The 22,816-nt window shown below is 43.0% G+C and carries 21 protein-coding genes; 9 read left to right on the top strand and 12 right to left on the bottom strand.

Annotation, left to right across the window (positions count from 1 at the left end; genetic code table 11):
- The first annotated feature begins 28 nt into the window (after positions 1–28).
- The 5 genes from B4C48_RS08410 to B4C48_RS08390 all read left to right on the top strand — a co-directional run bounded on the left by B4C48_RS08410 (position 29) and on the right by B4C48_RS08390 (position 3,731).
- The gene (locus tag B4C48_RS08410; protein ID WP_291355467.1) at positions 29–730 is read left to right on the top strand and encodes a TetR/AcrR family transcriptional regulator; all 702 of its coding nucleotides are present in this window, start codon (positions 29–31) and stop codon (positions 728–730) included.
- A gap of 78 nt (positions 731–808) precedes the next feature.
- Positions 809–1,675, top strand: coding sequence for a formyltetrahydrofolate deformylase (gene purU / locus B4C48_RS08405; RefSeq protein ID WP_291355465.1), 867 nt, complete (start codon positions 809–811; stop codon positions 1,673–1,675).
- Between the two features lie 213 nt (positions 1,676–1,888).
- Entirely contained in the window at positions 1,889–2,686 is a 798-nt protein-coding gene (locus B4C48_RS08400; RefSeq protein WP_291355463.1) for an energy transducer TonB, read from the top strand.
- A 20-nt stretch (positions 2,687–2,706) separates the two neighbouring features.
- Entirely contained in the window at positions 2,707–3,327 is a 621-nt protein-coding gene (locus B4C48_RS08395; protein WP_291355461.1) for a MotA/TolQ/ExbB proton channel family protein, read from the top strand.
- Positions 3,327–3,731, top strand: coding sequence for an ExbD/TolR family protein (locus tag B4C48_RS08390; protein WP_291355459.1), 405 nt, complete (start codon positions 3,327–3,329; stop codon positions 3,729–3,731). The genes B4C48_RS08395 and B4C48_RS08390 overlap by 1 nt, the downstream gene beginning before the upstream one ends.
- A 66-nt stretch (positions 3,732–3,797) precedes the next feature.
- Here the strand turns inward: B4C48_RS08390 and msrA are convergent, their stop codons facing one another.
- The 5 genes from msrA to thyA all read right to left on the bottom strand — a co-directional run bounded on the left by msrA (position 3,798) and on the right by thyA (position 7,525).
- Positions 3,798–4,322, bottom strand: a complete 525-nt coding sequence (gene msrA / locus B4C48_RS08385; protein ID WP_291355457.1) for a peptide-methionine (S)-S-oxide reductase MsrA — start codon at positions 4,320–4,322, stop codon at positions 3,798–3,800.
- 114 nt (positions 4,323–4,436) lie between these two features.
- Positions 4,437–4,898 (bottom strand): META domain-containing protein, encoded by a 462-nt coding sequence (locus B4C48_RS08380; protein ID WP_291355455.1) that lies wholly within the window; start codon positions 4,896–4,898, stop codon positions 4,437–4,439.
- 114 nt (positions 4,899–5,012) lie between these two features.
- On the bottom strand, positions 5,013–6,062 hold the full coding sequence (locus B4C48_RS08375) for a DUF4105 domain-containing protein (protein ID WP_291355453.1): 1,050 nt from the start codon (positions 6,060–6,062) through the stop codon (positions 5,013–5,015).
- Positions 6,063–6,090: 28 nt separating this feature from the next.
- On the bottom strand, positions 6,091–6,603 hold the full coding sequence (locus B4C48_RS08370; RefSeq protein ID WP_291355451.1) for a dihydrofolate reductase: 513 nt from the start codon (positions 6,601–6,603) through the stop codon (positions 6,091–6,093).
- 79 nt (positions 6,604–6,682) lie between these two features.
- Positions 6,683–7,525: a thymidylate synthase gene (thyA, locus tag B4C48_RS08365; protein ID WP_291355449.1), complete on the bottom strand. Its 843-nt coding sequence runs from the start codon at positions 7,523–7,525 to the stop codon at positions 6,683–6,685.
- A gap of 633 nt (positions 7,526–8,158) precedes the next feature.
- Here thyA and B4C48_RS08360 point away from each other — a divergent pair.
- On the top strand, positions 8,159–8,680 hold the full coding sequence (locus B4C48_RS08360; protein ID WP_291355448.1) for a CHAP domain-containing protein: 522 nt from the start codon (positions 8,159–8,161) through the stop codon (positions 8,678–8,680).
- Between the two features lie 63 nt (positions 8,681–8,743).
- On the opposite strand, the gene B4C48_RS08355 is transcribed toward B4C48_RS08360, so the two are convergent.
- The 7 genes from B4C48_RS08355 to B4C48_RS08325 form a co-directional block, all read right to left on the bottom strand.
- Positions 8,744–10,147 (bottom strand): efflux transporter outer membrane subunit, encoded by a 1,404-nt coding sequence (locus tag B4C48_RS08355; protein WP_291355445.1) that lies wholly within the window; start codon positions 10,145–10,147, stop codon positions 8,744–8,746.
- Between the two features lie 11 nt (positions 10,148–10,158).
- The gene (locus B4C48_RS08350; protein WP_291355885.1) at positions 10,159–12,138 is read right to left on the bottom strand and encodes a MacB family efflux pump subunit; all 1,980 of its coding nucleotides are present in this window, start codon (positions 12,136–12,138) and stop codon (positions 10,159–10,161) included.
- Between the two features lie 2 nt (positions 12,139–12,140).
- Complete coding sequence (locus tag B4C48_RS08345) at positions 12,141–13,484, bottom strand: MacA family efflux pump subunit (protein ID WP_291355443.1); 1,344 nt, start codon at positions 13,482–13,484, stop codon at positions 12,141–12,143.
- A 209-nt stretch (positions 13,485–13,693) separates the two neighbouring features.
- On the bottom strand, positions 13,694–14,683 hold the full coding sequence (gene holA, locus B4C48_RS08340; protein ID WP_291355441.1) for a DNA polymerase III subunit delta: 990 nt from the start codon (positions 14,681–14,683) through the stop codon (positions 13,694–13,696).
- A 17-nt stretch (positions 14,684–14,700) separates the two neighbouring features.
- Positions 14,701–15,237 (bottom strand): LPS assembly lipoprotein LptE, encoded by a 537-nt coding sequence (gene lptE / locus B4C48_RS08335; protein ID WP_291355439.1) that lies wholly within the window; start codon positions 15,235–15,237, stop codon positions 14,701–14,703.
- Positions 15,238–15,493: 256 nt separating this feature from the next.
- Positions 15,494–18,115, bottom strand: coding sequence for a leucine--tRNA ligase (gene leuS, locus B4C48_RS08330; protein WP_291355437.1), 2,622 nt, complete (start codon positions 18,113–18,115; stop codon positions 15,494–15,496).
- A 147-nt stretch (positions 18,116–18,262) separates the two neighbouring features.
- Positions 18,263–18,580: a DUF4124 domain-containing protein gene (locus B4C48_RS08325; RefSeq protein ID WP_409449787.1), complete on the bottom strand. Its 318-nt coding sequence runs from the start codon at positions 18,578–18,580 to the stop codon at positions 18,263–18,265.
- 832 nt (positions 18,581–19,412) lie between these two features.
- On the opposite strand from B4C48_RS08325, the gene B4C48_RS08320 reads away from it, so the two are divergent.
- The 3 genes from B4C48_RS08320 to ilvC all read left to right on the top strand — a co-directional run bounded on the left by B4C48_RS08320 (position 19,413) and on the right by ilvC (position 22,753).
- Positions 19,413–21,140, top strand: a complete 1,728-nt coding sequence (locus B4C48_RS08320) for an acetolactate synthase 3 large subunit (protein WP_291355433.1) — start codon at positions 19,413–19,415, stop codon at positions 21,138–21,140.
- On the top strand, positions 21,137–21,628 hold the full coding sequence (gene ilvN / locus B4C48_RS08315; RefSeq protein WP_131287452.1) for an acetolactate synthase small subunit: 492 nt from the start codon (positions 21,137–21,139) through the stop codon (positions 21,626–21,628). The genes B4C48_RS08320 and ilvN overlap by 4 nt, the downstream gene beginning before the upstream one ends.
- A gap of 108 nt (positions 21,629–21,736) precedes the next feature.
- Positions 21,737–22,753 carry a ketol-acid reductoisomerase gene (gene ilvC, locus B4C48_RS08310; protein WP_291355429.1) on the top strand — a complete coding sequence of 339 codons (1,017 nt, stop codon included), beginning with the start codon at positions 21,737–21,739 and terminating at the stop codon, positions 22,751–22,753.
- The last annotated feature ends 63 nt before the right edge of the window (positions 22,754–22,816 follow it).

The raw sequence follows: 22,816 nt of genomic DNA, 5'->3' as shown, positions 1-22,816 counted from the left end.
AACCTATTGAATGAATGGTTACTTTAGGATGTCTCACTCCAAAACGGTGAAAACCAAAGAACGTATTTTGCAACTCAGCTTACAGTTATTTAATGAGCGCGGTGAGCGTTCAGTGACAACAAATCATATTGCCGCTGAACTGAATATGAGTCCGGGTAATTTGTATTACCACTTTCGCAATAAAAACGAAATCATCAAAGAGTTGATGGAGCAGTACCAGAGCGAAACTTTGGAAATGCTGTCATTGCCCGATGACCGTGCACTTGATGCCAACGATAAAATTCGCTATTTTCAGGTGCTCAGCAGCCAGCTTTGGGCCTATCGCTTCTTGCATCGTGATGTTTATCATTTGGTTGAAAATAATGAAGATTTTCGAAAAATGTATCCACGTTTTGCCGGTCAGGTGATGCAGCAGGGACAAAAAATCTACAAAGCCTTCGTGACTGCCGGCTTAATGGAAATGACAGATTCAGAAATTGAAGCCCTGATTATTAACTTGTGGATTGTTTTGACCAACTGGACCAACTTCCTGTACATGTCGGGGCATATTACCGATTCGAACCATCTGGAAGAAAAGTGGGTCTGGCAGGCGTTACGTCAAATGGTGTTCCTGGAAGGGGCATATTTGCGTGGTGAAAGCCGTCAAACTTATGAACATTTACTTGAAACCCTGGGTCCTTCAGAGCTTTTTGAGAGTTTATCTTCAAGTAAAAATCATGATGCGAACTAGCCTATTTAGAAAGCATGAAAAAAGCGTTAGAATACTCGGCTTGTTTTTCAATTTAACTGATTAGTGATATTAACCAACATGAATATGACCACCGCTAACACAGCACGTTTACTGATTACTTGCGAAGATAAACCAGGTATCGTGCAAGCTGTTTCGAGCTTTTTGTATCATCAGGGAGCAAATATTACCGCACTTGATCAATACGCGACTGAAGCTCAGGGCGGGCGTTATTTCATGCGTGTTGAGTTTGAACTGGACAATCTGCAAAGCCGTAAAGAAAGTATCACTCAGACTTTTGCCAGCAATGTTGCCGAACGCTATGACATGCACTGGCGTCTGGCACTGGTGAGTGATGTGAAAAAAGTCGGGATTCTGGTTTCCAAAGTCGATCACGCCTTGCTTGAACTATTATGGCGTCATGCGCGCGGCGGTTTACCATGTGAAATCACTAAAGTGGTTTCAAATCACGAGACTTTACGCGAGTCGGTGGAAAACTTTGGCATTCCATTTGAAGTTGTGCCAGTCAATAAAGAAAACAAACGTGAAGCCTATAGCAAGATTGATGAACTCATGCAGGGCAATGATTTACTGATTCTGGCGCGATACATGCAAATTCTAGATGAGGAATTCGTACAGAAATGGGAAATGAAAGTGATCAATATCCACCATTCATTCCTGCCAGCATTCGTGGGTGCAAACCCTTATAAACAGGCCTATGAGAAAGGCGTGAAGCTGATTGGCGCAACAGCACATTATGTGACTGCCGATCTGGATCAGGGCCCGATCATTGAACAGGATGTTGAACGCGTGAATCATGATTTCACCGTTGATCAGCTGCGTGAACTTGGACAAGATGTGGAACGAAATGTTTTGGCCCGCGCAGTAAAATGGCATCTGGAAGATCGTATTATTGTCGATGGCAATAAAACCGTAGTCTTCCAATAAAACAACATTGACTAATTTTCAAAGAAAGGCATACTTTAAGTATGCCTTTCTTGTTTTATTGATTAAAAAAACTCATCAAAACTTACGATTTAATAGTTGCAAATGAAAACACTTCTCATTTATTATTGCGGTGCTTTAATTGTACTAACCGATGAGCTTGATTGCTGAAATCTTAATTGATCGACAATCGCTTTAATTAGGTAACTGATTTTAATGAGTCAATCTCCCGCTCTAAATATGCAAACTCCCAATCCGATGAAAAAGAAAATTATCACAGCGCTGATCGCCGTTGTGGTCGGTCACATGGGCGTGTTGTGGGCGGTGGGGCAAATGAAAACCCCTGAACTCAAACCGATTGAAAAAGAACCGTTAAAGGTTCGTTTTGTAAAAATTCAAGAATCACCAAAACCATTACCGCCGAAACCTAAAGCGGAACCTAAAAAAGAACAACCAAAACCTAAAGAAGTGAAAAAAGTTGAAATTGTAGAAAAACAACTTCCACCACCGCCGAAAAAGATAGAAAAGGTTCAACAAGTTAAAAAAGCAGAAACACCAAAACCTGTGGTTAAACCGGTTGAAGCACCACCGAAACCGACAGTAAGCACGACGATTTCTGAAACTAAAGTGGTGAAACCTGCACCGGTTACCCCACCACCAGCACCAGTCACACCGCCTGCTCCTCCGGCACCGGTAGCACCACCTGCGCCACCATCACCAAAAAATGTTGTGATTGGTGATTCTGGAGTGCAATGGAGCCGTTCGCCAAAGCCGTCCTATAGCAATAGCGATTTGGAAGGTCAAACGCGGAATGCCATGGTCTATATTGAAGCGAATGAAAAAGGGGTAATTACCTCGGCGCGTATGGTACGTTCGACGGGTGTTCCTGCTTTAGATGAAAAGATTTTACGCTCAGTGCGTAGTTCCAAATTCAAACCGTACAAAGAAAATGGTGTGGCTTATCCTATTAAGGCTAACCTCCCATTACTATTGACCTTGAATCCACGCGGCTAACATTTATTAGGAGTTCGAGTATGAACTTTTCAGTTTATTGGCAACATGCTGATGCAGTGAGTAAAACACTGTATTTCGTGTTATTGGCAATGTCGATTGCGACATGGACCATCTTCGTCTTACGTGTAATGGGGACTCGCCAACTGAAGCAACAAGCTTATGCTCAACTCTCTCAAGCATTAAGCAAGTTAAAAGCAAAATTTTCAGCTTTGAATTTTGAACAACGTAAAGCTGTGGTAGAACAGGCGTTATTGCGTCAGATTTCTGCTGAAAAAGCCAATGCTGAAAAAGGTGTAGCAGTGTTAGGTACCATTGCTTCACTGGCACCGTTTGTAGGTTTGTTTGGTACGGTTTGGGGTATTTTCCACGCACTGGTTGCGGTTGGTAAAAGTGGTCAGGCAGGTTTGGCCCAAGTGGCGACACCGGTAGGTGAAGCCTTGATTATGACCGGTCTGGGTTTGGCTGTGGCGATTCCTGCAGTGCTGGCCTATAATATTTGTACCCGCGTTAACCGTGGTCTGGCGCATGAGCTACAAGACCAGGCGCACAGTCTGTTAATTGACACCATGTTGCAACAGGACAGTGCAGCTCAAGTTGCGACCAAAGAAACAGCAAACAATTTAGTTGGAGGTCAAGCTTAATGGGCTTTCAATTGGGCGAAGACAACGATGTAGGTATGAATGAGATGAACCTCATTCCACTGATCGATATTATGTTGGTATTGATGATCATCTTTTTGGTGACAGCAACCGTTGCTAACCCATCAATTCCATTAACCTTGCCAAAAACAACGGCAGATATTATTGATTTGCCACCTAAAAATGTGACTATCAGTATTAATGCAAGTGGAGATGTTGCCTGGAATGGCAAGGTGCTTACGCTTGATGAATTACAGACAAAATTTAACGAAGCTGGTCAGGAACAGCGTCAGCCAACCATTGTGCTGAAAGCTGATAAAGAATCACGTTATGATGCTGTTGCACAAGTGATGTCCCGTGCGAGCGAAGCCGGGCTCAGTGATATTGCTTTTGCGACCGATAACTAATCTGATGCTATAAAAAAAGCGACCTGAATGGTCGCTTTTTTTATGTCTAATATTGGCAGGACTAGACTATTCCGACTTCAGCAAGTCCTGAAACTTGCTGCGTAATTTCATCAGTTTCGGTGGAATGGCAAAGTTACAGTAGCCTTGTGCAGGATTTCGGGCAAAGAAATTCTGGTGATATTCTTCGGCAGGGTAGAACCGGGGTGCAGGACTCAGTTCAGTCACAATATTTAAACCTTCCGCTTTCAGGGCATCAATGGCTTGCTGAGCCTGCTGCTGCTGTTCATCATTCAGATAATAAACCACTGACCGATATTGCGTACCAACGTCATTGCCTTGACGGTTTAAAGTAGTTGGATCATGGGTAGTAAAAAATACATCCAAAAGCTGAGCAAAGCTGATTTGTGTTTCATCATAATCAATCAGAATGACTTCCGCATGGTTGGTATCACCACTGCAAATATCCTCATAGCTCGGGTTTACAGTGTGACCGCCAGCATAGCCACTGACCACTTTTTCCACACCTTTAAGCTGTAAGAATATGGCTTCGACACACCAGAAGCATCCACCACCCAATAAAGCTTGTTGCATGATCTTATCCTGTATTTGTTTATTATTTTTAATATAGGGGCTTTCTATGAAGCGACAATGAATTTATACATTTTAAACACAAAAGCCTGAGATTTCAGGCTTTTGTTTGAGCGATTATCGTGGTTGTACCGGGCTGATGAATTGCAGTACCACATTGCCATGACGATCCAGCAATTTGAGGGTCTTGCCAAACACCTGATAGTTGGCGACTTTAGCCAAGGCTTCATTAAATTGAGGCGCTACATTGTTCTGATCTAGACAGTCCATTTTGGTTCCCGCCATTTGACTGAGCAGGAGCGTATCTCGACCTGCTTCGTAGCTGCCCATAATACGGTTACAGCCATCAGCACCGCTAACCCGTTTGGTTGCCGCATCAAATTGTAAACTTGGAATATTGTGTGCAGTCGGTGCTGTTTTGATTTCAGTATTGCCAATATGGGTTGCAATCCAGCTACGGTTTTGCAGTTGCACTAAATTTGCAGTTTCAATGGTAGCAGAGGCGCTTGGAGTGGTTTCACAACCGCTAAAAGCAATCGCAGCGCCCAGTATGCCAACGGCAAATAGTTTTTTTAACATATTGGAATTCTCATTCTTGATTTAAGCTGTGTTCTATATAAACAAAAAAATACTGATTTAACTAGGGATAAATCCATGTTTTATATATTTTTACATTTTTAATTATGGTCATTTTTATGGTGCTGGTTTAGGTATACCTTGGCGAATCAAGTCTGAATATTGGGTACTGGAAATATTCTTTAGCTTGCTGACACGTGGGTTAATGTAGGCAATCTCATACCACTGTTTTATGGTTAAGTCATGTGAAATGGCGTTCAGGTCATACAGATAATTGGGTAAATAGCCTGAAGCCAGCAGGCGATAATCTGCAGGGAAAGGTCTTTTGGATATCGCTTGCACCATATCAAACACCAGCGTGGTACAGTTACTGGTCAAGCTGTTATACCATTTCGGCTGATGTTTCAATTCATCGGCTTTACGCAGATATTCTTCGAACAAAGCCCGTCTTTCTGTTTTTGACATATTGACCGGGAAAAAATAGACATGCTCACCACGAATATTGCTGCGGGTATAAATCAGATCCTTTTCATCTGCTGCGATCAGGCTGAGTTCATATTTTCTAAAAAAACCGCCATAGGTTGAAAATTCTTCATTTTTTTGTTTGCGAATTTCAATCGAAAAGGTCAGTGGTTGGCTATTGGCAAAATCAAAACTGACCAGGGTATGCGCGATACGTGGTCCCATCCAGTAGGAGGTGATGATATTCACGCCGGTAATCTGGTTTAAATCAAACTGACGGGTTTCCCAACGTTCATCATAACTGCCATCTGCATGCCAGTTAAAATTACGTACATGATGTAATGTGACATGGTCGCCTTCTCTTTCATAAGAGAGGATTTGGGCCACTTCCGGATTCCAGTCACGATCCTGTTTGGCTGGCAGGCCAAAATACCAAAATAAGCCCAGTAGAAAAGCCAGCAAATAAATAAGCGCATCAGTCTGGCGGTTAAAGACAGATTGGGTAATAAAAATGCCGAGAATAGTTAAGGCAAAAACGACCCACACACCGATCAGTACTCGGGTCACAAAACCGCTAAACGGTTCCTGAAACCATAACGCCATACACAACCAAATAGAGGACACAACAACGAAAAGACCGAACAGGCAGTGCAGCAGCCCCATGCCTAAGGCAATAATGAATCCGCTTCTTTCAATATTATGCATATTTGGCTGTTATAAATAATTATTGCCTTTATTTTCGGTAAGTTGCGAACTCAAAAGCAATCCCAGTTTTGTCGTCAATATGTTGTTCCGAGGCGACCTTTTTAAATTCAGCTGGAATTTCCGGATAGTAGGCATCGCCTTGAACATCCAGTTCAACATGGGTCAGCTCTAAACGGTCGGCAATATTCATGGTCTGTTTGAAGATTTCTCCGCCACCGATAATAAAGATCGCTTCCGGCTTTTCTGAGGCTTGCACATCGGCAACCGCTTGGGCTAAGGCCTCTTCAATCGAATAGGCGACTTTAGTCCCTTCAAATGACCAGCTGGTGTCACGGGTAATCACCCAATTGACCCGTTTCGGTAAGGTACGACCCATCGATTCCAGAGTCTTGCGACCCATAACCACAACACCGCCTTGGGTGATTTCTTTAAAATGCTTGAGGTCAGCTGAAATGTGCCAAGGCAAGTCATTATTTTTACCAATGCAGCGCTGCTGGTCCATGGCCACAACATGAACCACTTCTAAATTTTGGAAGGTCATAAAATTTTCCCTGTATTTTTTATACTCAGATACGTTTTCCCCCTTTGCAAAAGGGGGAATTAAAGGGGGATTTTAGAAATTAAACCGCAACCGGCGCTTTAATCCCTGGATGGGATTCATAACCAACAATTTCGATATCTTCAAATTTAAAGTCGAAAATGTCTTTCACTTCAGGATTTAATTTTAATTGGCAAAGTGGCAAAGGTTCACGGCTGAGCTGTAATTTTGCCTGTTCAAAATGGTTGGTATATAAATGGGTATCACCACCGGTCCAGACAAAGTCACCTACATCCAGGTCGCATACTTGCGCAATCATATGTGTGAGCAGCGCATAGCTGGCAATATTAAAAGGCACGCCCAAAAAAACGTCCGCACTACGTTGATAGAGCTGACAAGACAGCTTACCGTTCTGGACAAAGAACTGGAACAGGGTATGACAAGGTGGAAGCGCCACAGTTCCCGCTTCATTCGGGTTCCAGCCAGAGACAATTAAACGGCGTGAATTAGGATTGGTCTTAATTTCATTAATCAACCATTTGATCTGGTCAAAACCATCTTGCTCATATAAGCCATTTTCTTTTTTAGTTGCGCCAAAGTTACGCCATTGATGACCATAGACAGGACCCAACTCACCTTCAGGACGACCAAAACGAGCCGTTTGTTCTGCAGTCGCCCATTCATCCCAAATCGTCACTTTGTTGTCTTGCAGATATTTAACGTTGGTATCGCCTTTTAAAAACCATAACAGTTCAATCACGATAGAACGGAAATGAACTTTTTTGGTGGTCAATAAAGGGAAACCTTTGGAAAGATCAAAGCGCATTTGATGACCAAATACAGAACGTGTACCTGTTCCAGTACGATCGCCTTTGTCGCCACCGTTGTCGAGGATATGTTGTAAAAGGTCTAAATATTGACGCATGTCTCTCTCATAATCGTGTGAATTGCATGTGGCACATATTAGCCTTTTTTTACCGGTGAGGAAACTCTATCAAGGGAGCAGATAGCTAAATTAAAATCTGTGAGTAAATTTCCATAAAATAATGATTTATATAAATATTATTAATATTTTATGGTGACCTGAGTCATCACGTCAAATCTTGACTGGATTGGATGAAAAATTATAAGGGTAAGGAAAATGAATCAATTTTTCTGTAAAGAATTTTCAAACCCCTAAAAAACGCTATAGGTCAGTTGCTATTCAATATTCAAAATAATTGCATGATCCTGCAAGAGCACAAGCAGGGCTTAAAAAAATTACAAAATATAGCCCATATCAGATTTCGCAATTTATGCCATTTTATTCCATCGAATTATGGCTTAGAGACTCGAAACGCAATAACAGCTTAGTCTTGCTCGAGTGAGCATCAATTAAATTTTCAGTGCTTTTGAATTATAAAAATTAACAAAAAATAATCATTTAACTCAATTTGGCGGGATTTATTTATATTTAATTACATTTGTTACATGAAAAATCACATTTTAACAGGTACCATCTTGCCGTCGAAATAAATGAAAAGCCGCTAGTCTTAGGCTTAGGAGTGTTTGGTAAAGAATGGCTTATGATCATAATGTAAACATGAGTGAAGTACATGCTCCTGTTCAGGCAAATATCGTAATACGTTCCAAATCTGGTAAAAATTCTAAGAAAAATACAGAATCCACGTCCGTCAAATCATCTCAAAAAAATAATATATTGACCACTAATGGCCAACGAATAGATATTAATAAATTCACCAATTTCTTGCAGGGTATCAGTTCATATAGCAGTTCACAAAAGTGTGCGAAAAGTATTCGTCTTGCTTTAGAGTCGGCAGGGGCACGCTTTCAAAGTCATCCCGTTGCTGCGGCAGACTGGGGTAATACTTTAATGAAAATTGGCTATCGACAGATTAATCCTAAATTCGATGCTCCTAAAGAAGGCGATATTTATATTATTGATCGGACCGGTAAACATGTGTATGGACATATTGCAGGGTTTAATGGCAAGCAATGGGTCTCTGACTTTAAGCAAAAAAGTTATGACGTTTATAATGAAAAAGGTCTGACTTATAAATATTATCGTCCGAGTTTTTAAAGTTTTTCTTGAAAACTAGTTAAATAAAAAAAGCCTCTGTTGAGGCTTTTTTTATTGCTTGGCTTAAGGCAATTGTTTGATGGGACTGCCACCTAAAGCTTGCATCAAGGTTACATAGGCATTGTATTGACTCTGTCTGGTCTGCACCAAAGAAAGTCGGGCATTACGTGTGGTTTCCTGGGCATCGAGCAGGTTTTTCAGCGCGATGGCACCGTTGCGGTAACGCACTTCAGTTAAGCGCTCGGTTTTCTCGGCCAGCTGTACATTCCGTTCCTGCAAAGCCACCTGTTTGTTTAATTCCGTGCGTGCAGATAGCGCATTTTCTACATCAGCAAAAGCCTGATATAAGGTCTGGCGATATTGCATAATCGATTTTTCATAATCCAGATTACTAATCGCCACATCTTTCTTCATATCGTTGTATTGCAGGAACGGCAAGCTGAGATTCGCACCCAAGGTTAAAGCCGGGTTCTGCAACAGGTTAGTTAACGATGTGCTGGAAGAACCTAAATTTCCGGTCAGACTAATGGAAGGATAATAGCTGGCCTTAGTGGCATCTTTGCTTGCCAAAGCCTTACGTAAACGTAATTCGGAGGCTTGTAAATCCGGACGACGCGACAGCAAGTCAGCCGGCAAGCCAGCCGATACAGTCGGTAGGGTAATCCGCGGTAAACGGGCAGGTTCCTGAATGTTCAGTTGCTGGACGGGCATATTAAGTAAAACGGCCAAAGCCGTGCGTGCTTCAACACGCTGCTGTTCGATCTGACTTAAACTGGCTCTTTGGCTTTGAACCGATTGTTCTGCAGAGGTGAGATCCAGACCTGAAACTGCCCCGGCACGATATTGGGTGCGTACCAGCTCAAAGACTTTTTGTGTACTGGCGAGGTTTTGTTGGGCTATCTGATAGCGTTCATTCAGATAGCCCAATTGCCAGTATAAGTTGGCAGTGGTCGCTATCAGACTTTGTGCGGTACTTTGCAAGTCCTGTTCAGTCGCTAGCGCTTCCCATTTACTGGCTTCAGTTTGACGCGCCAGTTTGCCGAACAAATCGAGTTCATAACTCACACCGCCACTTAAAGACAAGCCGCGTGAAGCATCATCACCTGAATTCAGGTCAATACTATGTCCTGCTGAAACGCTGGAGCTGACCCGTGGACCTTGCCTGTTTTGAGCCAAACCGGCTTGTAAGCGTGCCTGCTGCAAGTTAATGCCAGCCACTGCCAAATCGGTATTAGTCGCTAACACCTGATTAACCAGTTGATTCAGCTGTGCATCGCCAAACAGGGTCCACCATTGATCAGCGTAGACATCGGCATGTACCTGCTGGCTGAGTGCTTTACTGTTCTGGAAATTGCCTGGAATATTTACGGCAGGCTGCTCATACGGGGTTTTCACCACCGCAGCACAACCGACCAGTGATCCAGTTAAAATAAGACTAGCGACAAGTTTGGTAAAATTCATTTGCATTCTAAAAATCCTTATTCGCGAGAAAGTGCATCGACAGGATTAAGCTGTGCTGCATTACGGGCCGGGATAAAACCAAAGATAATTCCGATCATGCTGGAACAGACAAAGGCTGCAATAATCGATGTGGTTGAATATGCCATCTGGAAAGTACCGCCAGCAAAATGACTAATCAGCTGCCCAATACCTAAAGATAAAAGCACACCTAAAATTCCGCCTAAAATACACACCAACACGGCTTCAATCAGGAACTGCTGCAAGATGTCACTTTGACGAGCACCGACCGCCATACGTACGCCAATTTCCTGAGTACGTTCGGTCACCGAAACCAGCATGATGTTCATGACCCCAATACCGCCGACAATCAGGGAAATCACCGCAATTGCAGAAACCAGTAGAGTCATGGTCTGAGTGGTTTGTTGAATGGTTTCACGAATACTGTCTGCATTTTGGGTGAATACATCCTGTGCGCCGTGACGTTGTACCAACAGGTTCAAAATGGCATTTTCAGCTGCCGCACTTGGGTATTCATCTTTGATCCGCACGATGATGCTACGTACATTGGCCTGACCTAACATCCGGCTCATCACAGTGGAGTAGGGCAGATAAACATTCAGGCTGTCTGAATTCCCCATCATCGATTTTTGCGCTTCAATCACGCCAATAATACGACTCGGTACACTGCCCAGCAAAATAACTTGACCGACAGGATTGGTGCCATCACTAAAAAATGTCTTTTTGGTATTGTCATCAATCACCACATCTTGGGCACGTTTAGTGACACCTTCTTTGTCAAAAGGTTGCCCCGATTCGAAGGTCATGCCTTTCACGTAGAAAAAGTCTTCACTGACACCATTCACTGTGGCAGACGCTTCGGTATCTTTAAAACGGGCAGTGACGCTGCTATTGACTGAAGGACTGACCCCATCGACATAAGGTTGTTCAGCCAAGGCTTCCGCATCGGCAGGAACCAGAGTTTTGACTTGGGCGGTTTTGGAGTTATCACCAAATCCACGACCCTGATAAACCGTAATCGTATTGGTACCCAGACTGCTGATATTTTCCAGAATCTGTTTCTGTGAGCCATTCCCTAAAGCGACTACCGATACAACAGATGCAATACCAATAATGATCCCGAGCATGGTCAGAAAGGTACGCATGCGGTGGGCATTCATGGCCAGCAGTGCCATACGGAAGGCTTCGCCTAGCCGGTCGGCTGCCGAACGCCAAGAAGGTGTTTTCTTTTGCGGGGTACGGTCAAGCTGCTGCTTTTCCAGTACTTCGCCATCGGTTTCAGGAACATTCGGTTTATCCGAAATAATATTCCCGTCACTGATTTCAATAATGCGCGAGGCATTTTTCGCAACGTTATGATCGTGGGTAACCAAAATGATGGTATGACCTTTGGCATTTAGTTCACGTAAAATACGCATCACTTCAATACCACTGTTTTTATCCAGTGCACCGGTCGGTTCATCGGCCAGAATCACATCGCCGCCATTCATCAGGGCACGTGCAATCGAAACACGTTGCTGCTGACCACCGGAAAGCTGACTGGGACGGTTCTGGGTTTTTTCAGCTAAACCTAGGTTGGACAGCAGTTCGGTTGAACGTTGCTGACGCGCAGAGGCATCCACTCCAGCATAAATCGCTGGTACTTCAACATTCCCTGCCGCAGTTAAATCACCGAGTAAATGATAGCGCTGGAAAATAAAACCGAAATATTCACGGCGCAGTTGTGCCAGTTCATCCGGTTCCAATTTGCGTGTTTCGCGCCCTTTAACCTGATAGCTACCCGCAGTCGGTTGATCTAGACAACCGAGGATATTCATCAGGGTGGATTTCCCCGAACCGGATTGCCCGACAATGGCCACCAGTTCTCCGGGATAAATTTCTAAATTAATGCCCTTTAGAATCTGAATGGTGCTTTCCCCGGCAGGGAATTCACGAGTCAGATCTGTGACCTTGAGCAAAGGTTGTTGATCTTGACTCATCATTACATTCTCATTGGACCAGCACCACCGCCAGCACGGTTACTACGTTTTGCAGAATCATTTGATGTATCAGAAGCATCTGCAATCACGACTTTGTCACCTTGTTTCAAGCCTTTAATCACTTGAGTAGTGACACGGTTGTTCAAGCCAACCAACACAGGTTGCGGTTTTGCAGTGCCATCAGCCTGCACTACACGAACCATCGACATGGAAGCTTTGCCTTGTTCAATCAGGGATTTTTCTTCAGCAGACAGTTCCAGGCGTTTTGGTCGTTCAGCTTTAGCCTGATCTGTAGCAGCCGGCTTTTGTTCCTTGGCTTTGTCTACATTACGCTCACTACGTTTGCCTTGTGGACGGTTTGAAGTTTGTAAAGCCGCCGCAGGAACGGTTAACACATTTTTTGCTTCATTCAGTACGATATAAACCTGTGCAGTCATATCAATACGTAGCTTGCCATCTTCATTGGGTACATCAAATAAGGCGTTGTAATACACCGCAGAACTTGAAGATGAGGTTGAACTGTTATTGGTTTCAGTATTAATTGAATTCGGTGCAGGTTCTACTTGGCGCAGTTTTGCATAATGTTTTTTGTCGCTATTGCCCAAGGTAGTGAAATATACAGTTTGACCTTCTTCAACTTTCATCACGTCGGCTTCAGAAATTTCCGCCTTGATGGTCATGTTGTCAAGTTTTGCCAGTTTTACAATAGTCGGTGCACTTTGGTTGGCGTTTACGGTTTGGCCTTCCTCAGTCACAATCGCCACAATCGTACCATCCATCGGCGCAACAATCTGGGTATAGCCCAAATCTTCTTTAGCCGTTGCCAGGGTTAAACGGGATTGTTCAATTTGTGCATTAATTGCCAAAATATCAGCTTGGGCTGTTTTATAGCTGGCCAATGCGGACTCAAGTTCAGCACGTGAGGTTGCATCTTGTGCATACATCGCTTGTTGGCGTTGATATTCGGCTTGAACTTTAGCTAGGTTGGCTTGCTTGACTGCGAGTTGCGCTTGTTGATTTTTAATACTCGCTTCAGCCGTTTTTAGGTCATTTTCCTGACGGATCGAATCAATTTGAGCAATCAGTTGACCTTGTTTCACCTGGTCGCCCAATTTCACATACATTTTTTTCACCTGACCGGACACCTGTGCGCCCACGCTGACCATTTTGGTCGCCTCAAGTACACCGGTTGCAAGCACAGAATCCTCAATATCACCACGGCTCACTTCGCTGGTAATGTATTGAGGTTGCTGTTCTTTAGGTTTTAAGAAAAACCAGGCGGTTACGGCGATCGCAAGTATGCAGACCACCGCGACGACAATTTTAGATGGTTTAATTTTTGGCATGCTAAACATATAAATTATGGAAATTAAAAAGGATTATAAAAGTTAAATGAGGATAAAACGTGAATTTTTTTAACAAATGAGAATTGTTATTATTTTGTGAGATGGAGTTGTATTATTGAATTTTACTGTAGTTACGCCATTTTAGAACGAAAATAAGAATTTTCTGGTTAACAATAAGCGACAAAAAAAGTGAAAATAAGCTGTGCAGATTACTCTACAAATAAAGTTTGACCACACATGCTGCCAATCGCTTGCATAATCAAATGTTCAGGATTTTCTTTTCCCAAACCTTTAATGGACGCATCAATACGTAATAACAGGGAAGGCCAAGTCAGAAAAATGTTTGGATTCAGTCGTCTCAAAGCCTGCTGATATTGGCTGACCTTATTTTTCCAGATTCCGAGCTGCAAGGCATTTTGCGGCTGTTCAAACAGTTGCATCAGCAAACGCATTTCTTTACTGATGCTCCATAAGATCAGACTCATCGGCTCGCCTGAAACAATCAGATATTGGAAAATTTTAATCGCCTGAGCCAGATTGCCTGCAAGCAGGGCATCATTTAAATCGTAAGTGGTGTAGCGCGACTGGTCCTGTAAGCATGAATACAAATGATCAATCTGGATGATATCCACATCTGCAAAAGTATCACTGACGCGCATTAAACTGTTTTTGGCTGCCAGTAGGTTATGTTCATGATGTTGTTCAAGCCAAGCCCAGGCATCATTGGCAAGTTTAATCCCAAGCTTGTCAGCCTCAATGCTTAAAATGCGCTGCCGGTCTTGCGGATAATTGGCCGTAAGCGGTACGGTGACACCGTTGGCATCTACCACCTGAAAGAAGCTCGATTTCAAGCTGCTGCTGTCCTGTTTGGGCATCACCACCAAAAGCAGGTTTTGCTCATTGTGCTGGATATAGCTTTTTAGTTGCTTGATGCCGTTTGCATCCGGCTTGATATTGCCATGCACTTCAACAGCAAGTTGAGTAGAAAATAAGGATAGGCTATTTAAAGCATTAAAGACATTTTTCCAGTCACTGACATTGCTAATATCATAACGCTGCCGTTCAATTTCCTGTTTTTGCCAACTTTGACGAAAAGCATCCAGTAAATTTTGTTCGAGCAAGGGCTCTTGACCATACATAATCCAGGCACCGCGAGCTTCATCAACACGTTTGAGTGCTTGGGGATAGTCAAGTTTCATAGCTCTATTTTCTATATTTAAGGTTGAAGGGTTGAACTGGCCGGTTTGGTCACGACTTTAGGCAAACGGTTAGATGAAATCTGACGTACGATTTGCTGTGCCACATCATCAACAATCACTTGATTGAGATACTTCTGTTCCTGATCATCCGTGTTTACTGTAGCCACATCATATTGATAGCTGCGTGAAGCTGTAATGGTACGCGGTTCGGTGACCGGGTTGCCTTGTGCATCTTCAATACGGAAAGTCACGGTCAGGCGCAGCAGGGTTTCGACCAGTTTGCCATTCAATTCATGGCGTTGTGGGGTGTAATTCAGTACACGCAATACATAGGCATCAGCACTGTCGCTCAGTTGAATTCCTGTTGCACCTAAATAAATTGCAAGTTTTTCATGCAATTGTCCTGCATCATTTGGCAGTACCAATTTCATTTTAGAATAAGCCACAGGAGCTGTCGCCGGATTGGTGCCTTTTAGATGGAAGCCGCAACCGACTAAGCTTGCACTTAGACCACAAGTTAAAACAATTGCTGCTAAACGTTTGCCCAAATGCATGCGTTGTCCTCTGTGTTGTTCTTCAAAGCAAAAAAGGAAGATCTAAAATTATGTAGTGATTGTATGTGCAAAGCCCGTTGACTGGCAACGGGCTTTGTTTGGGAATTGTTGTAATCCTTAAATTCCCCTCTTTATTAAAGAGGGGTTAGGGGAGATTTAATCCCTCCCGACCTCCCTTTAAAAAGGGAGGAGAATCTCTTTTTTAATTAAGATTGGGAAGTCCCTCTTTATAAAAGGGAGACTTAGGGGGATTAAATTAAACCACCAAATTCACTAACTTATTTGGAACCACAATTTCTTTCTTGGTTGGAGCAGTCAAGAATTGTTGAACTTCTGGTAAGGCTTTAGCTTGCGCCAAAATGTCTTCTTTAGAAGCATCTACAGACACTTCAAGCTTGCCACGAAGTTTACCGTTGACCTGAACCACAATCGTTTGCGTATTACGAGTCAGCGCTGATTCATCTACCGCAGGGAAAGCAGCCGTAGTTAATTCGATACCAAACTCAGCTAATAAAGTTTGGCTTAAGTGCGGTGCAAACGGTGCAAGCAATGTAAGAAGCGTCGTGATTGACTCGCGTGCTACAGCAACATCGTTTTCATCTTTCGCTTCAAACTTGTTGTTGGCATTTAGAAGTTCCATCATCGCTGCAATTGCAGTGTTGAATGCATGACGACGTTCGATGTCATCACCCACTTTCTGAATGGTCTCATGTGTTTTACGACGTAAATCTTGCGCATCTTTTGATAAATTTGCTTTATCAATGGTTGCAGCATTATTGCCTTGTTCAAGGAAACCAGTTGCCAAGCGCCATACGCGTTTTAAGAAACGGTTTGCACCTTCAACACCGGCATCAGACCATTCTAAAGATTGATCCGGCGGAGCAGCAAACATCATGAATACACGTGCAGTATCTGCGCCGTATTGATCAATAATAGCTTGCGGGTCGATACCGTTGTTTTTCGATTTCGACATTTTTTCCTGACCGCCAACTACAACTTCTTGACCATCTTCTTTGTATTTCGCAGAAAGAACGCGGCCTTTTTCGTCTTTTTCAAGCTCGATATCCGCCGGGTTAAACCAGGTTTTCTTGCCTGATTCCGCTTCACGGTAGAAGGTATCAGCCAAAACCATCCCTTGAGTAAGAAGATTGGTGAATGGCTCGTTGCCTTGTACCACGCCTTCATCACGCATCAATTTGTGGAAGAAGCGTGCATAAAGTAAATGCAGAATTGCGTGCTCGACACCGCCGATGTATTGATTCACTGGAAGCCAGGTTTGACCCGCTTCAGGTTTCACCATGCCACCGGTAAAGTCTGGAGATGCATAACGAGCGTAATACCAAGAAGATTCTACAAAGGTATCCAATGTATCAGTTTCACGACGAGCGTCTGCGCCACAGCAAGGACACTTGGTTTCATAAAACTCCGGCATTTTGTTCAATGGGTTACCAGAACCATCTGGCACCACATCAGTCGGTAGAATCACTGGAAGCTGTTCTTCAGGTACAGGCACCTGACCACAAGTTTCACAGTTGATCATTGGGATTGGGCAACCCCAGTAACGCTGACGAGAAACACCCCAGTCACGTAAACGGAACTGAACTTTGGTATTTGCCAGTTTTTGTGGTTCTAATTTCGCGATAAACGCATCAAAAGCACTCTGGAAATTTAAACCATCAAATTCGCCAGAATTAACCAGTTTACCTTCTTTAGAACCGTACCATTCCTGCCATTGGGTTGAATCAAAGTCTGCATCATCTGCACCTTTGGCATCAATCACTTGCTTGATGGTTAAGCCATATTTATTGGCAAATTCGAAATCACGTTCGTCATGTGCAGGTACGGCCATTACTGCACCTGAACCGTATGACATCAATACATAGTTGGCAATCCAGACAGGAACTTCTTCGCCAGTCACAGGATGTTTAACAGAAAGACCTGTTGCCATGCCTTTTTTCTCGGCAGTGGCAAGATCCGCTTCTGCCACAGAACCCATACGGCATTCTTCGATAAATGCAGCTAATTCTGGGGTGGTTTCAGCCGCCTTAAGCGCCATTGGATGTTCAGCAGCAACCGCCACATAAGTTGCACCCATCAAGGTGTCACCACGTGTGGTATAAACAGTTAAATCATCGGCATATACGTCAGGGTTCGCTGAAGGGAAGGTAATTTCCATCCCTTGTGAACGACCAATCCAGTTGCGCTGCATGGTCAGCACTTGCTGCGGCCAGCCGTCTTTTAATGTGTCTAAGTCGTCTAATAATTCTTGTGCATAATCAGTAATGCGGAAGTAGTACATTGGAATATCGCGTTTTTCAACCAATGCACCTGAACGCCAGCCGCGGCCATTTTCAACCTGTTCATTGGCCAGAACAGTCTGATCGACAGGATCCCAGTTCACGGTTGAAAGTTTACGATAAATCAAACCTTTCTTATAAAGCTGAACAAATAACCATTGTTCCCAGTGATAATACTCTGGTGTACAGGTCGCAAATTCACGATCCCAATCAACTGAAAGACCTAATTTTTTTAATTGATTACGCATGTAATCAATGTTTTCAAAAGTCCACTTTGCCGGTGCAACTTTATGTGCAATCGCAGCATTCTCCGCAGGAAGACCGAACGCATCCCAACCCATAGGTTGCAATACAGTTTCACCTTTTAAGCGGTGAAAACGGCTGATCACGTCACCAATGGTATAGTTGCGCACATGACCCATATGCAGTTTGCCACTTGGGTAAGGGAACATCGAGAGGATATAACGACGTGGACCTTCTACAGTATCGGCAACTTTAAAGGCTTTGCGAGTTTCCCAGTCTTGTTGGACCGTTGGTTCAATCGCACTAGCTTGATATTCAGGGTCAATGTGAGTAGTCATAAACGTATAAGAACAATGGTTAAAAAGTTTGTTGCACAGCATAGCGCAAAATGCACCTAAAAGTGAATTTTGCGGCTCTGGATAAATAAGAAAAATATCGACGTTTTGGGATAAAGATCAGCAGTTGAGTTTATATCGTCAAATTGATCATCGTGCAGCAGGGGCCGAATTATCCGGTGCAGGTTGTAGTTGAGGCTTTGGTGATACAGGTGACGTTGGTAAGACAATAACTTTTTCACCTGAAACTATAGTGGTGTTTTGAGTCGGCTGTTCTAGGGTTGTCTTATTTTCAGCTGTCGATTGGCTAGGCGTTGCAGAGTGACTGACGCCATAGGTATCAACTTTACCTTTTTTCTTGGCCGATTTTGGCGGGGGCGTGGTGGTGTAATGCGTAGATCCTTTGGAATCGACCCATTTGTAATATTCTTTAGCAAAACTCGTGGTTGCAGTTAGACTGAAGCTCAAGCATGCAGCCATGCATCCAATTTTTATGAAAGATGATGTCATAATAGTGAAGTCCTTTATTGTCATAATCAGTCGGATAAAGTGCGGGAGAAATAGAGCTCCTGAATGTTTGCATATTTTATATGATCTTGAGTGTTTTGCAGAAAAAAAAGATAAACAGCCCTAAAATGCAGATAAGTGAATTGTATTAAGGGGGTGAAATTATTTGACGAATGATTTAATCAGGAAAAATTCTTCCATGTCAGTTGCTGTATCGCTAATTTGAGCATAAAAAGATATCAAAATATAAAATCAAAGGATTGGAAATAGCTTTTTATTAATAAAAACATTTTTCAATAAAATAAATATTCATTCTTTTTTATTATAATTTTTATATTTATTTTTTATGAAAAATATTTGTTATTTAATTGAAATAAAATAATATTTTTAATATTTGCGATTATTGTGTGAACAGCTAAATACAAAATGAGTGAATAAAAAGCGAAGAATTCAAAAATAATGCATAAAAAGCTAATTTTTAAACTTGACTTTAATACTCGAAACCACAAAAATGCTGCTTTAGTTTTATATGCCTTAGATCGATCACCCTTCGAATAAGCGCATTTTAGCAATGGACTTCTTCTCTAGCCGAGAAGCTGAACAAAGCCAACAAAATATGTTTATCCCAACATGTTTTAGACCTCATATTGCTTAAACGGCAAACAGGTCAGATTTTTTTCTTATTGCTATGAAAACTATGAAATTTGTGTGCTATAACAGAGCACACAGTGAATGAATTAATCACCGCAAATGCCCTCCATTTGTGCGTGAAAAAAGATTAGGGTGAATCACGTTGGAACTTTTATCTGGTGGTGAAATGCTTGTTCGCGCATTAGCGGACGAAGGCGTTGAACATGTTTTTGGATATCCAGGCGGCGCAGTATTACATATTTACGACGCGCTCTTTCAACAAGACAAAATCAATCATTACCTTGTACGTCATGAACAAGCTGCTGGTCATATGGCAGATGCTTATTCACGTGTTACAGGTAAGACTGGCGTAGTACTCGTCACATCAGGTCCGGGTGCGACCAATACCGTAACGCCAATTGCAACCGCTTATATGGACTCAATCCCAATGGTGATTTTGTCTGGTCAGGTTGCAAGCCATCTCATCGGTGAGGATGCATTCCAGGAAACTGATATGGTCGGTATTTCCCGTCCAATCGTAAAACACAGTTTCCAGGTGCGTCACGCCAGCGAAATTCCGGGCATTATCAAGAAAGCATTCTATATTGCATCTTCAGGTCGTCCAGGTCCTGTAGTTGTCGATATTCCTAAAGATGCAACTAATCCTGCAGAAAAATTTGCCTACGAATATCCTGAAAAAGTGAAGATGCGTTCGTATCAACCACCGCATCGTGGTCACTCAGGCCAAATTCGTAAAGCGATTGACGAATTGATCAGTGCTAAACGTCCAGTGATTTACACGGGCGGTGGTGTGGTGCAGGGTAATGCATCAGCATTATTGACTGAACTTGCACACTTATTGGGCTATCCAGTGACCAATACCTTGATGGGCTTGGGCGCATTCCCGGGTAATGATCCTCAATTTTTGGGGATGCTCGGTATGCATGGTACCTATGAAGCCAACATGAGTATGCATAATGCAGACTTGATCCTGTGTATCGGTGCGCGTTTTGATGACCGTGTGACCAATAATCCGGCTAAGTTCTGTCCAAATGCTAAGGTTATTCATATTGATATTGACCCGGCAACCATTTCTAAAACCATCATGGCGCACATTCCAATTGTGGGTGCGGTAGAGCCTGTTCTTCAAGAGATGTTGGTACAGTTGAAACAAATGAATGTTTCTAAACCAAATCCTGAAGATATTGCAGCATGGTGGAAGCAAATTCATGAGTGGCGTTCAGCACACGGCTTAAAAGTTGTTGCACCAACTGATGGCACAATGAAGCCACAGCAAGTAGTCGCAGCCTTAGACAAAATCACCAATAGTCAGGCCATTATTACTTCTGACGTTGGTCAACACCAGATGTTTGGTGCGCTGTACTATACCTATGTGCGTCCACGTCAATGGATCAACTCAGGCGGTTTAGGCACCATGGGCGTAGGTTTGCCTTATGCAATGGCTGCAAAACTGGCTTATCCAGATCAGCAAGTGGTTTGTATCACCGGTGAAGCATCGATTCAGATGTGTATCCAGGAATTATCTACCTGTAAGCAATATGGCTTAAATGTGAAAATTCTTTGCTTGAATAACCGTGCCCTAGGTATGGTGAAACAGTGGCAGGATATGAACTACGAAGGTCGTCATTCAAGTTCTTATGTTGAATCATTGCCTGACTTTGCCAAGTTGATGGAAGCTTATGGTCATGTCGGTATTCAGATTGATCATGCCGATGAGCTTGAATCCAAGCTTGAAGAAGCTATGGCAATCAATGATAAGTGCGTATTTATTAATGTCATGGTAGACCGTGCGGAACATGTATATCCAATGTTGGTTGCAGGTCAATCGATGCAAGATATGTGGTTAGGAAAAGGGGAGCGCACGCAATGAGACATATCATCTCTGTTCTCGTAGAAAACGAAGCGGGTGCACTTTCTCGTTTGGTGGGTCTGTTTTCTCAACGTGGTTATAACATTGAGACTCTGAACGTTGCACCAACCGAAGACCCAACCATGTCACGTTTGACCCTGACCACGTATGGTGATGATCATAAAATTGAACAAATCACCAAACAGCTGAATAAACTGGTTGAAGTGGTTAAAGTGGTGGATTTGTCTGAAGGTGCGCATATCGAGCGCGAATTGATGTTGATTAAAGTGAAATCACTTGGATCAGCACGTGCCGAAATCAAGCGTACAGCTGACATTTTCCGTGCCCAAATCGTGGATGTGACACCAACGACTTATACCATTCAAATTGCTGGTACCACTGAAAAGCTCGACGGTTTCATCGATGCGCTTGCAGAAAATACCATTCTTGAAGTGGTGCGTTCTGGTGTGTCAGGCATCGCACGTGGCGAAAAAGTTTTAACAATCTAATTTTTAACACATTCTACTCATTATAAAGATGAGGATCCAGGTTAATGAATACCAATAACATCATTGACTTGGATAAAAGGAAACATAAGCATTTAAGCGGAGACAGCAATGCAAATTTTTTACGATAAAGACGCAGACTTATCTATCATCCAAGGCAAAAAAGTAGCGATCATTGGTTATGGTTCACAAGGTCACGCGCATGCGCTTAACCTTAAAGACTCTGGCGTTGACGTAACTGTAGGTTTACGTGCTAACTCTACTTCTTGGAAGAAAGCTGAAAATGCTGGTCTTAAAGTTGCTGAAGTTCCTGCTGCTGTAGCGCAAGCTGACGTGGTTATGATCTTGACTCCAGATGAGTTCCAATCTCAACTTTACCGTGACGTAATCGAACCAAACATCAAGCAAGGTGCAACTTTAGCATTTGCTCACGGTTTTTCGATTCTTTACAACCAAGTTGTTCCACGCGCTGACTTAGACGTAATCATGGTTGCGCCAAAAGCACCTGGTCACACAGTACGTTCTGAATACCAACGTGGTTCAGGTGTCCCTGACCTTATCGCGATTCACCAAGACGCTTCTGGTAATGCGCGTAACGTTGCTCTTTCTTACGCTTCAGGTGTAGGTGGCGGCCGTACAGGTATCATCGAAACTTCATTCCGTGAAGAAACTGAAACTGACCTTTTTGGTGAGCAAGCAGTTCTTTGTGGTGGTGCTGTTGAGTTGGTTAAAATGGGCTTCGAAACTCTTGTTGAAGCTGGTTATGCCCCTGAAATGGCTTACTTCGAATGTCTACACGAGCTTAAACTGATCGTTGACTTAATGTTCGAAGGCGGTATCGCGGACATGAACTACTCAGTATCTAACAACGCTGAATATGGCGAATATGTAACTGGTACTGAAGTTATTAACGAACAGTCTCGTGAAGCAATGCGTAATGCGCTTAAACGTATTCAATCTGGTGAATACGCGAAGATGTTCATTCAAGAAGGTGCGTTGAACTACCCATCTATGACTGCTCGTCGTCGTCAAAACGCTGCACACGGCATCGAAGTAACAGGTAACAAATTACGTGCGATGATGCCTTGGATTCAAGCGAACAAAATCGTAGACAAAGAAAAGAACTAAGTTCTAATTTCTAAGTCAAAAAGCCCTTGTTTGATAACAGGGGCTTTTTTAGGCCTTGTAAAA

The organism is Acinetobacter sp. UBA3106 (genome assembly GCA_002365595.1).
GTDB lineage: Bacteria > Pseudomonadota > Gammaproteobacteria > Pseudomonadales > Moraxellaceae > Acinetobacter.
Note: the sequence above shows the minus strand (reverse complement) of the source record. Positions and strands in the feature narration are given on the sequence as shown.

Coding starts and splice junctions, on each gene's coding strand:
- lptE (WP_291355439.1), bottom strand. CDS start 15,237: ATGCATTTGGGCAAACGTTTAGCAGCAATTGTTTTAACTTGTGGTCTA.
- B4C48_RS08360 (WP_291355448.1), top strand. CDS start 8,159: ATGGCTTATGATCATAATGTAAACATGAGTGAAGTACATGCTCCTGTT.
- B4C48_RS08370 (WP_291355451.1), bottom strand. CDS start 6,603: ATGACCTTCCAAAATTTAGAAGTGGTTCATGTTGTGGCCATGGACCAG.
- B4C48_RS08375 (WP_291355453.1), bottom strand. CDS start 6,062: ATGCATAATATTGAAAGAAGCGGATTCATTATTGCCTTAGGCATGGGG.
- B4C48_RS08400 (WP_291355463.1), top strand. CDS start 1,889: ATGAGTCAATCTCCCGCTCTAAATATGCAAACTCCCAATCCGATGAAA.
- B4C48_RS08350 (WP_291355885.1), bottom strand. CDS start 12,138: ATGAGTCAAGATCAACAACCTTTGCTCAAGGTCACAGATCTGACTCGT.
- leuS (WP_291355437.1), bottom strand. CDS start 18,115: ATGACTACTCACATTGACCCTGAATATCAAGCTAGTGCGATTGAACCA.
- thyA (WP_291355449.1), bottom strand. CDS start 7,525: ATGCGTCAATATTTAGACCTTTTACAACATATCCTCGACAACGGTGGC.
- B4C48_RS08395 (WP_291355461.1), top strand. CDS start 2,707: ATGAACTTTTCAGTTTATTGGCAACATGCTGATGCAGTGAGTAAAACA.
- msrA (WP_291355457.1), bottom strand. CDS start 4,322: ATGCAACAAGCTTTATTGGGTGGTGGATGCTTCTGGTGTGTCGAAGCC.
- B4C48_RS08355 (WP_291355445.1), bottom strand. CDS start 10,147: ATGCAAATGAATTTTACCAAACTTGTCGCTAGTCTTATTTTAACTGGA.
- purU (WP_291355465.1), top strand. CDS start 809: ATGAATATGACCACCGCTAACACAGCACGTTTACTGATTACTTGCGAA.
- holA (WP_291355441.1), bottom strand. CDS start 14,683: ATGAAACTTGACTATCCCCAAGCACTCAAACGTGTTGATGAAGCTCGC.
- ilvN (WP_131287452.1), top strand. CDS start 21,137: ATGAGACATATCATCTCTGTTCTCGTAGAAAACGAAGCGGGTGCACTT.
- ilvC (WP_291355429.1), top strand. CDS start 21,737: ATGCAAATTTTTTACGATAAAGACGCAGACTTATCTATCATCCAAGGC.
- B4C48_RS08410 (WP_291355467.1), top strand. CDS start 29: ATGTCTCACTCCAAAACGGTGAAAACCAAAGAACGTATTTTGCAACTC.
- B4C48_RS08345 (WP_291355443.1), bottom strand. CDS start 13,484: ATGCCAAAAATTAAACCATCTAAAATTGTCGTCGCGGTGGTCTGCATA.
- B4C48_RS08390 (WP_291355459.1), top strand. CDS start 3,327: ATGGGCTTTCAATTGGGCGAAGACAACGATGTAGGTATGAATGAGATG.
- B4C48_RS08380 (WP_291355455.1), bottom strand. CDS start 4,898: ATGTTAAAAAAACTATTTGCCGTTGGCATACTGGGCGCTGCGATTGCT.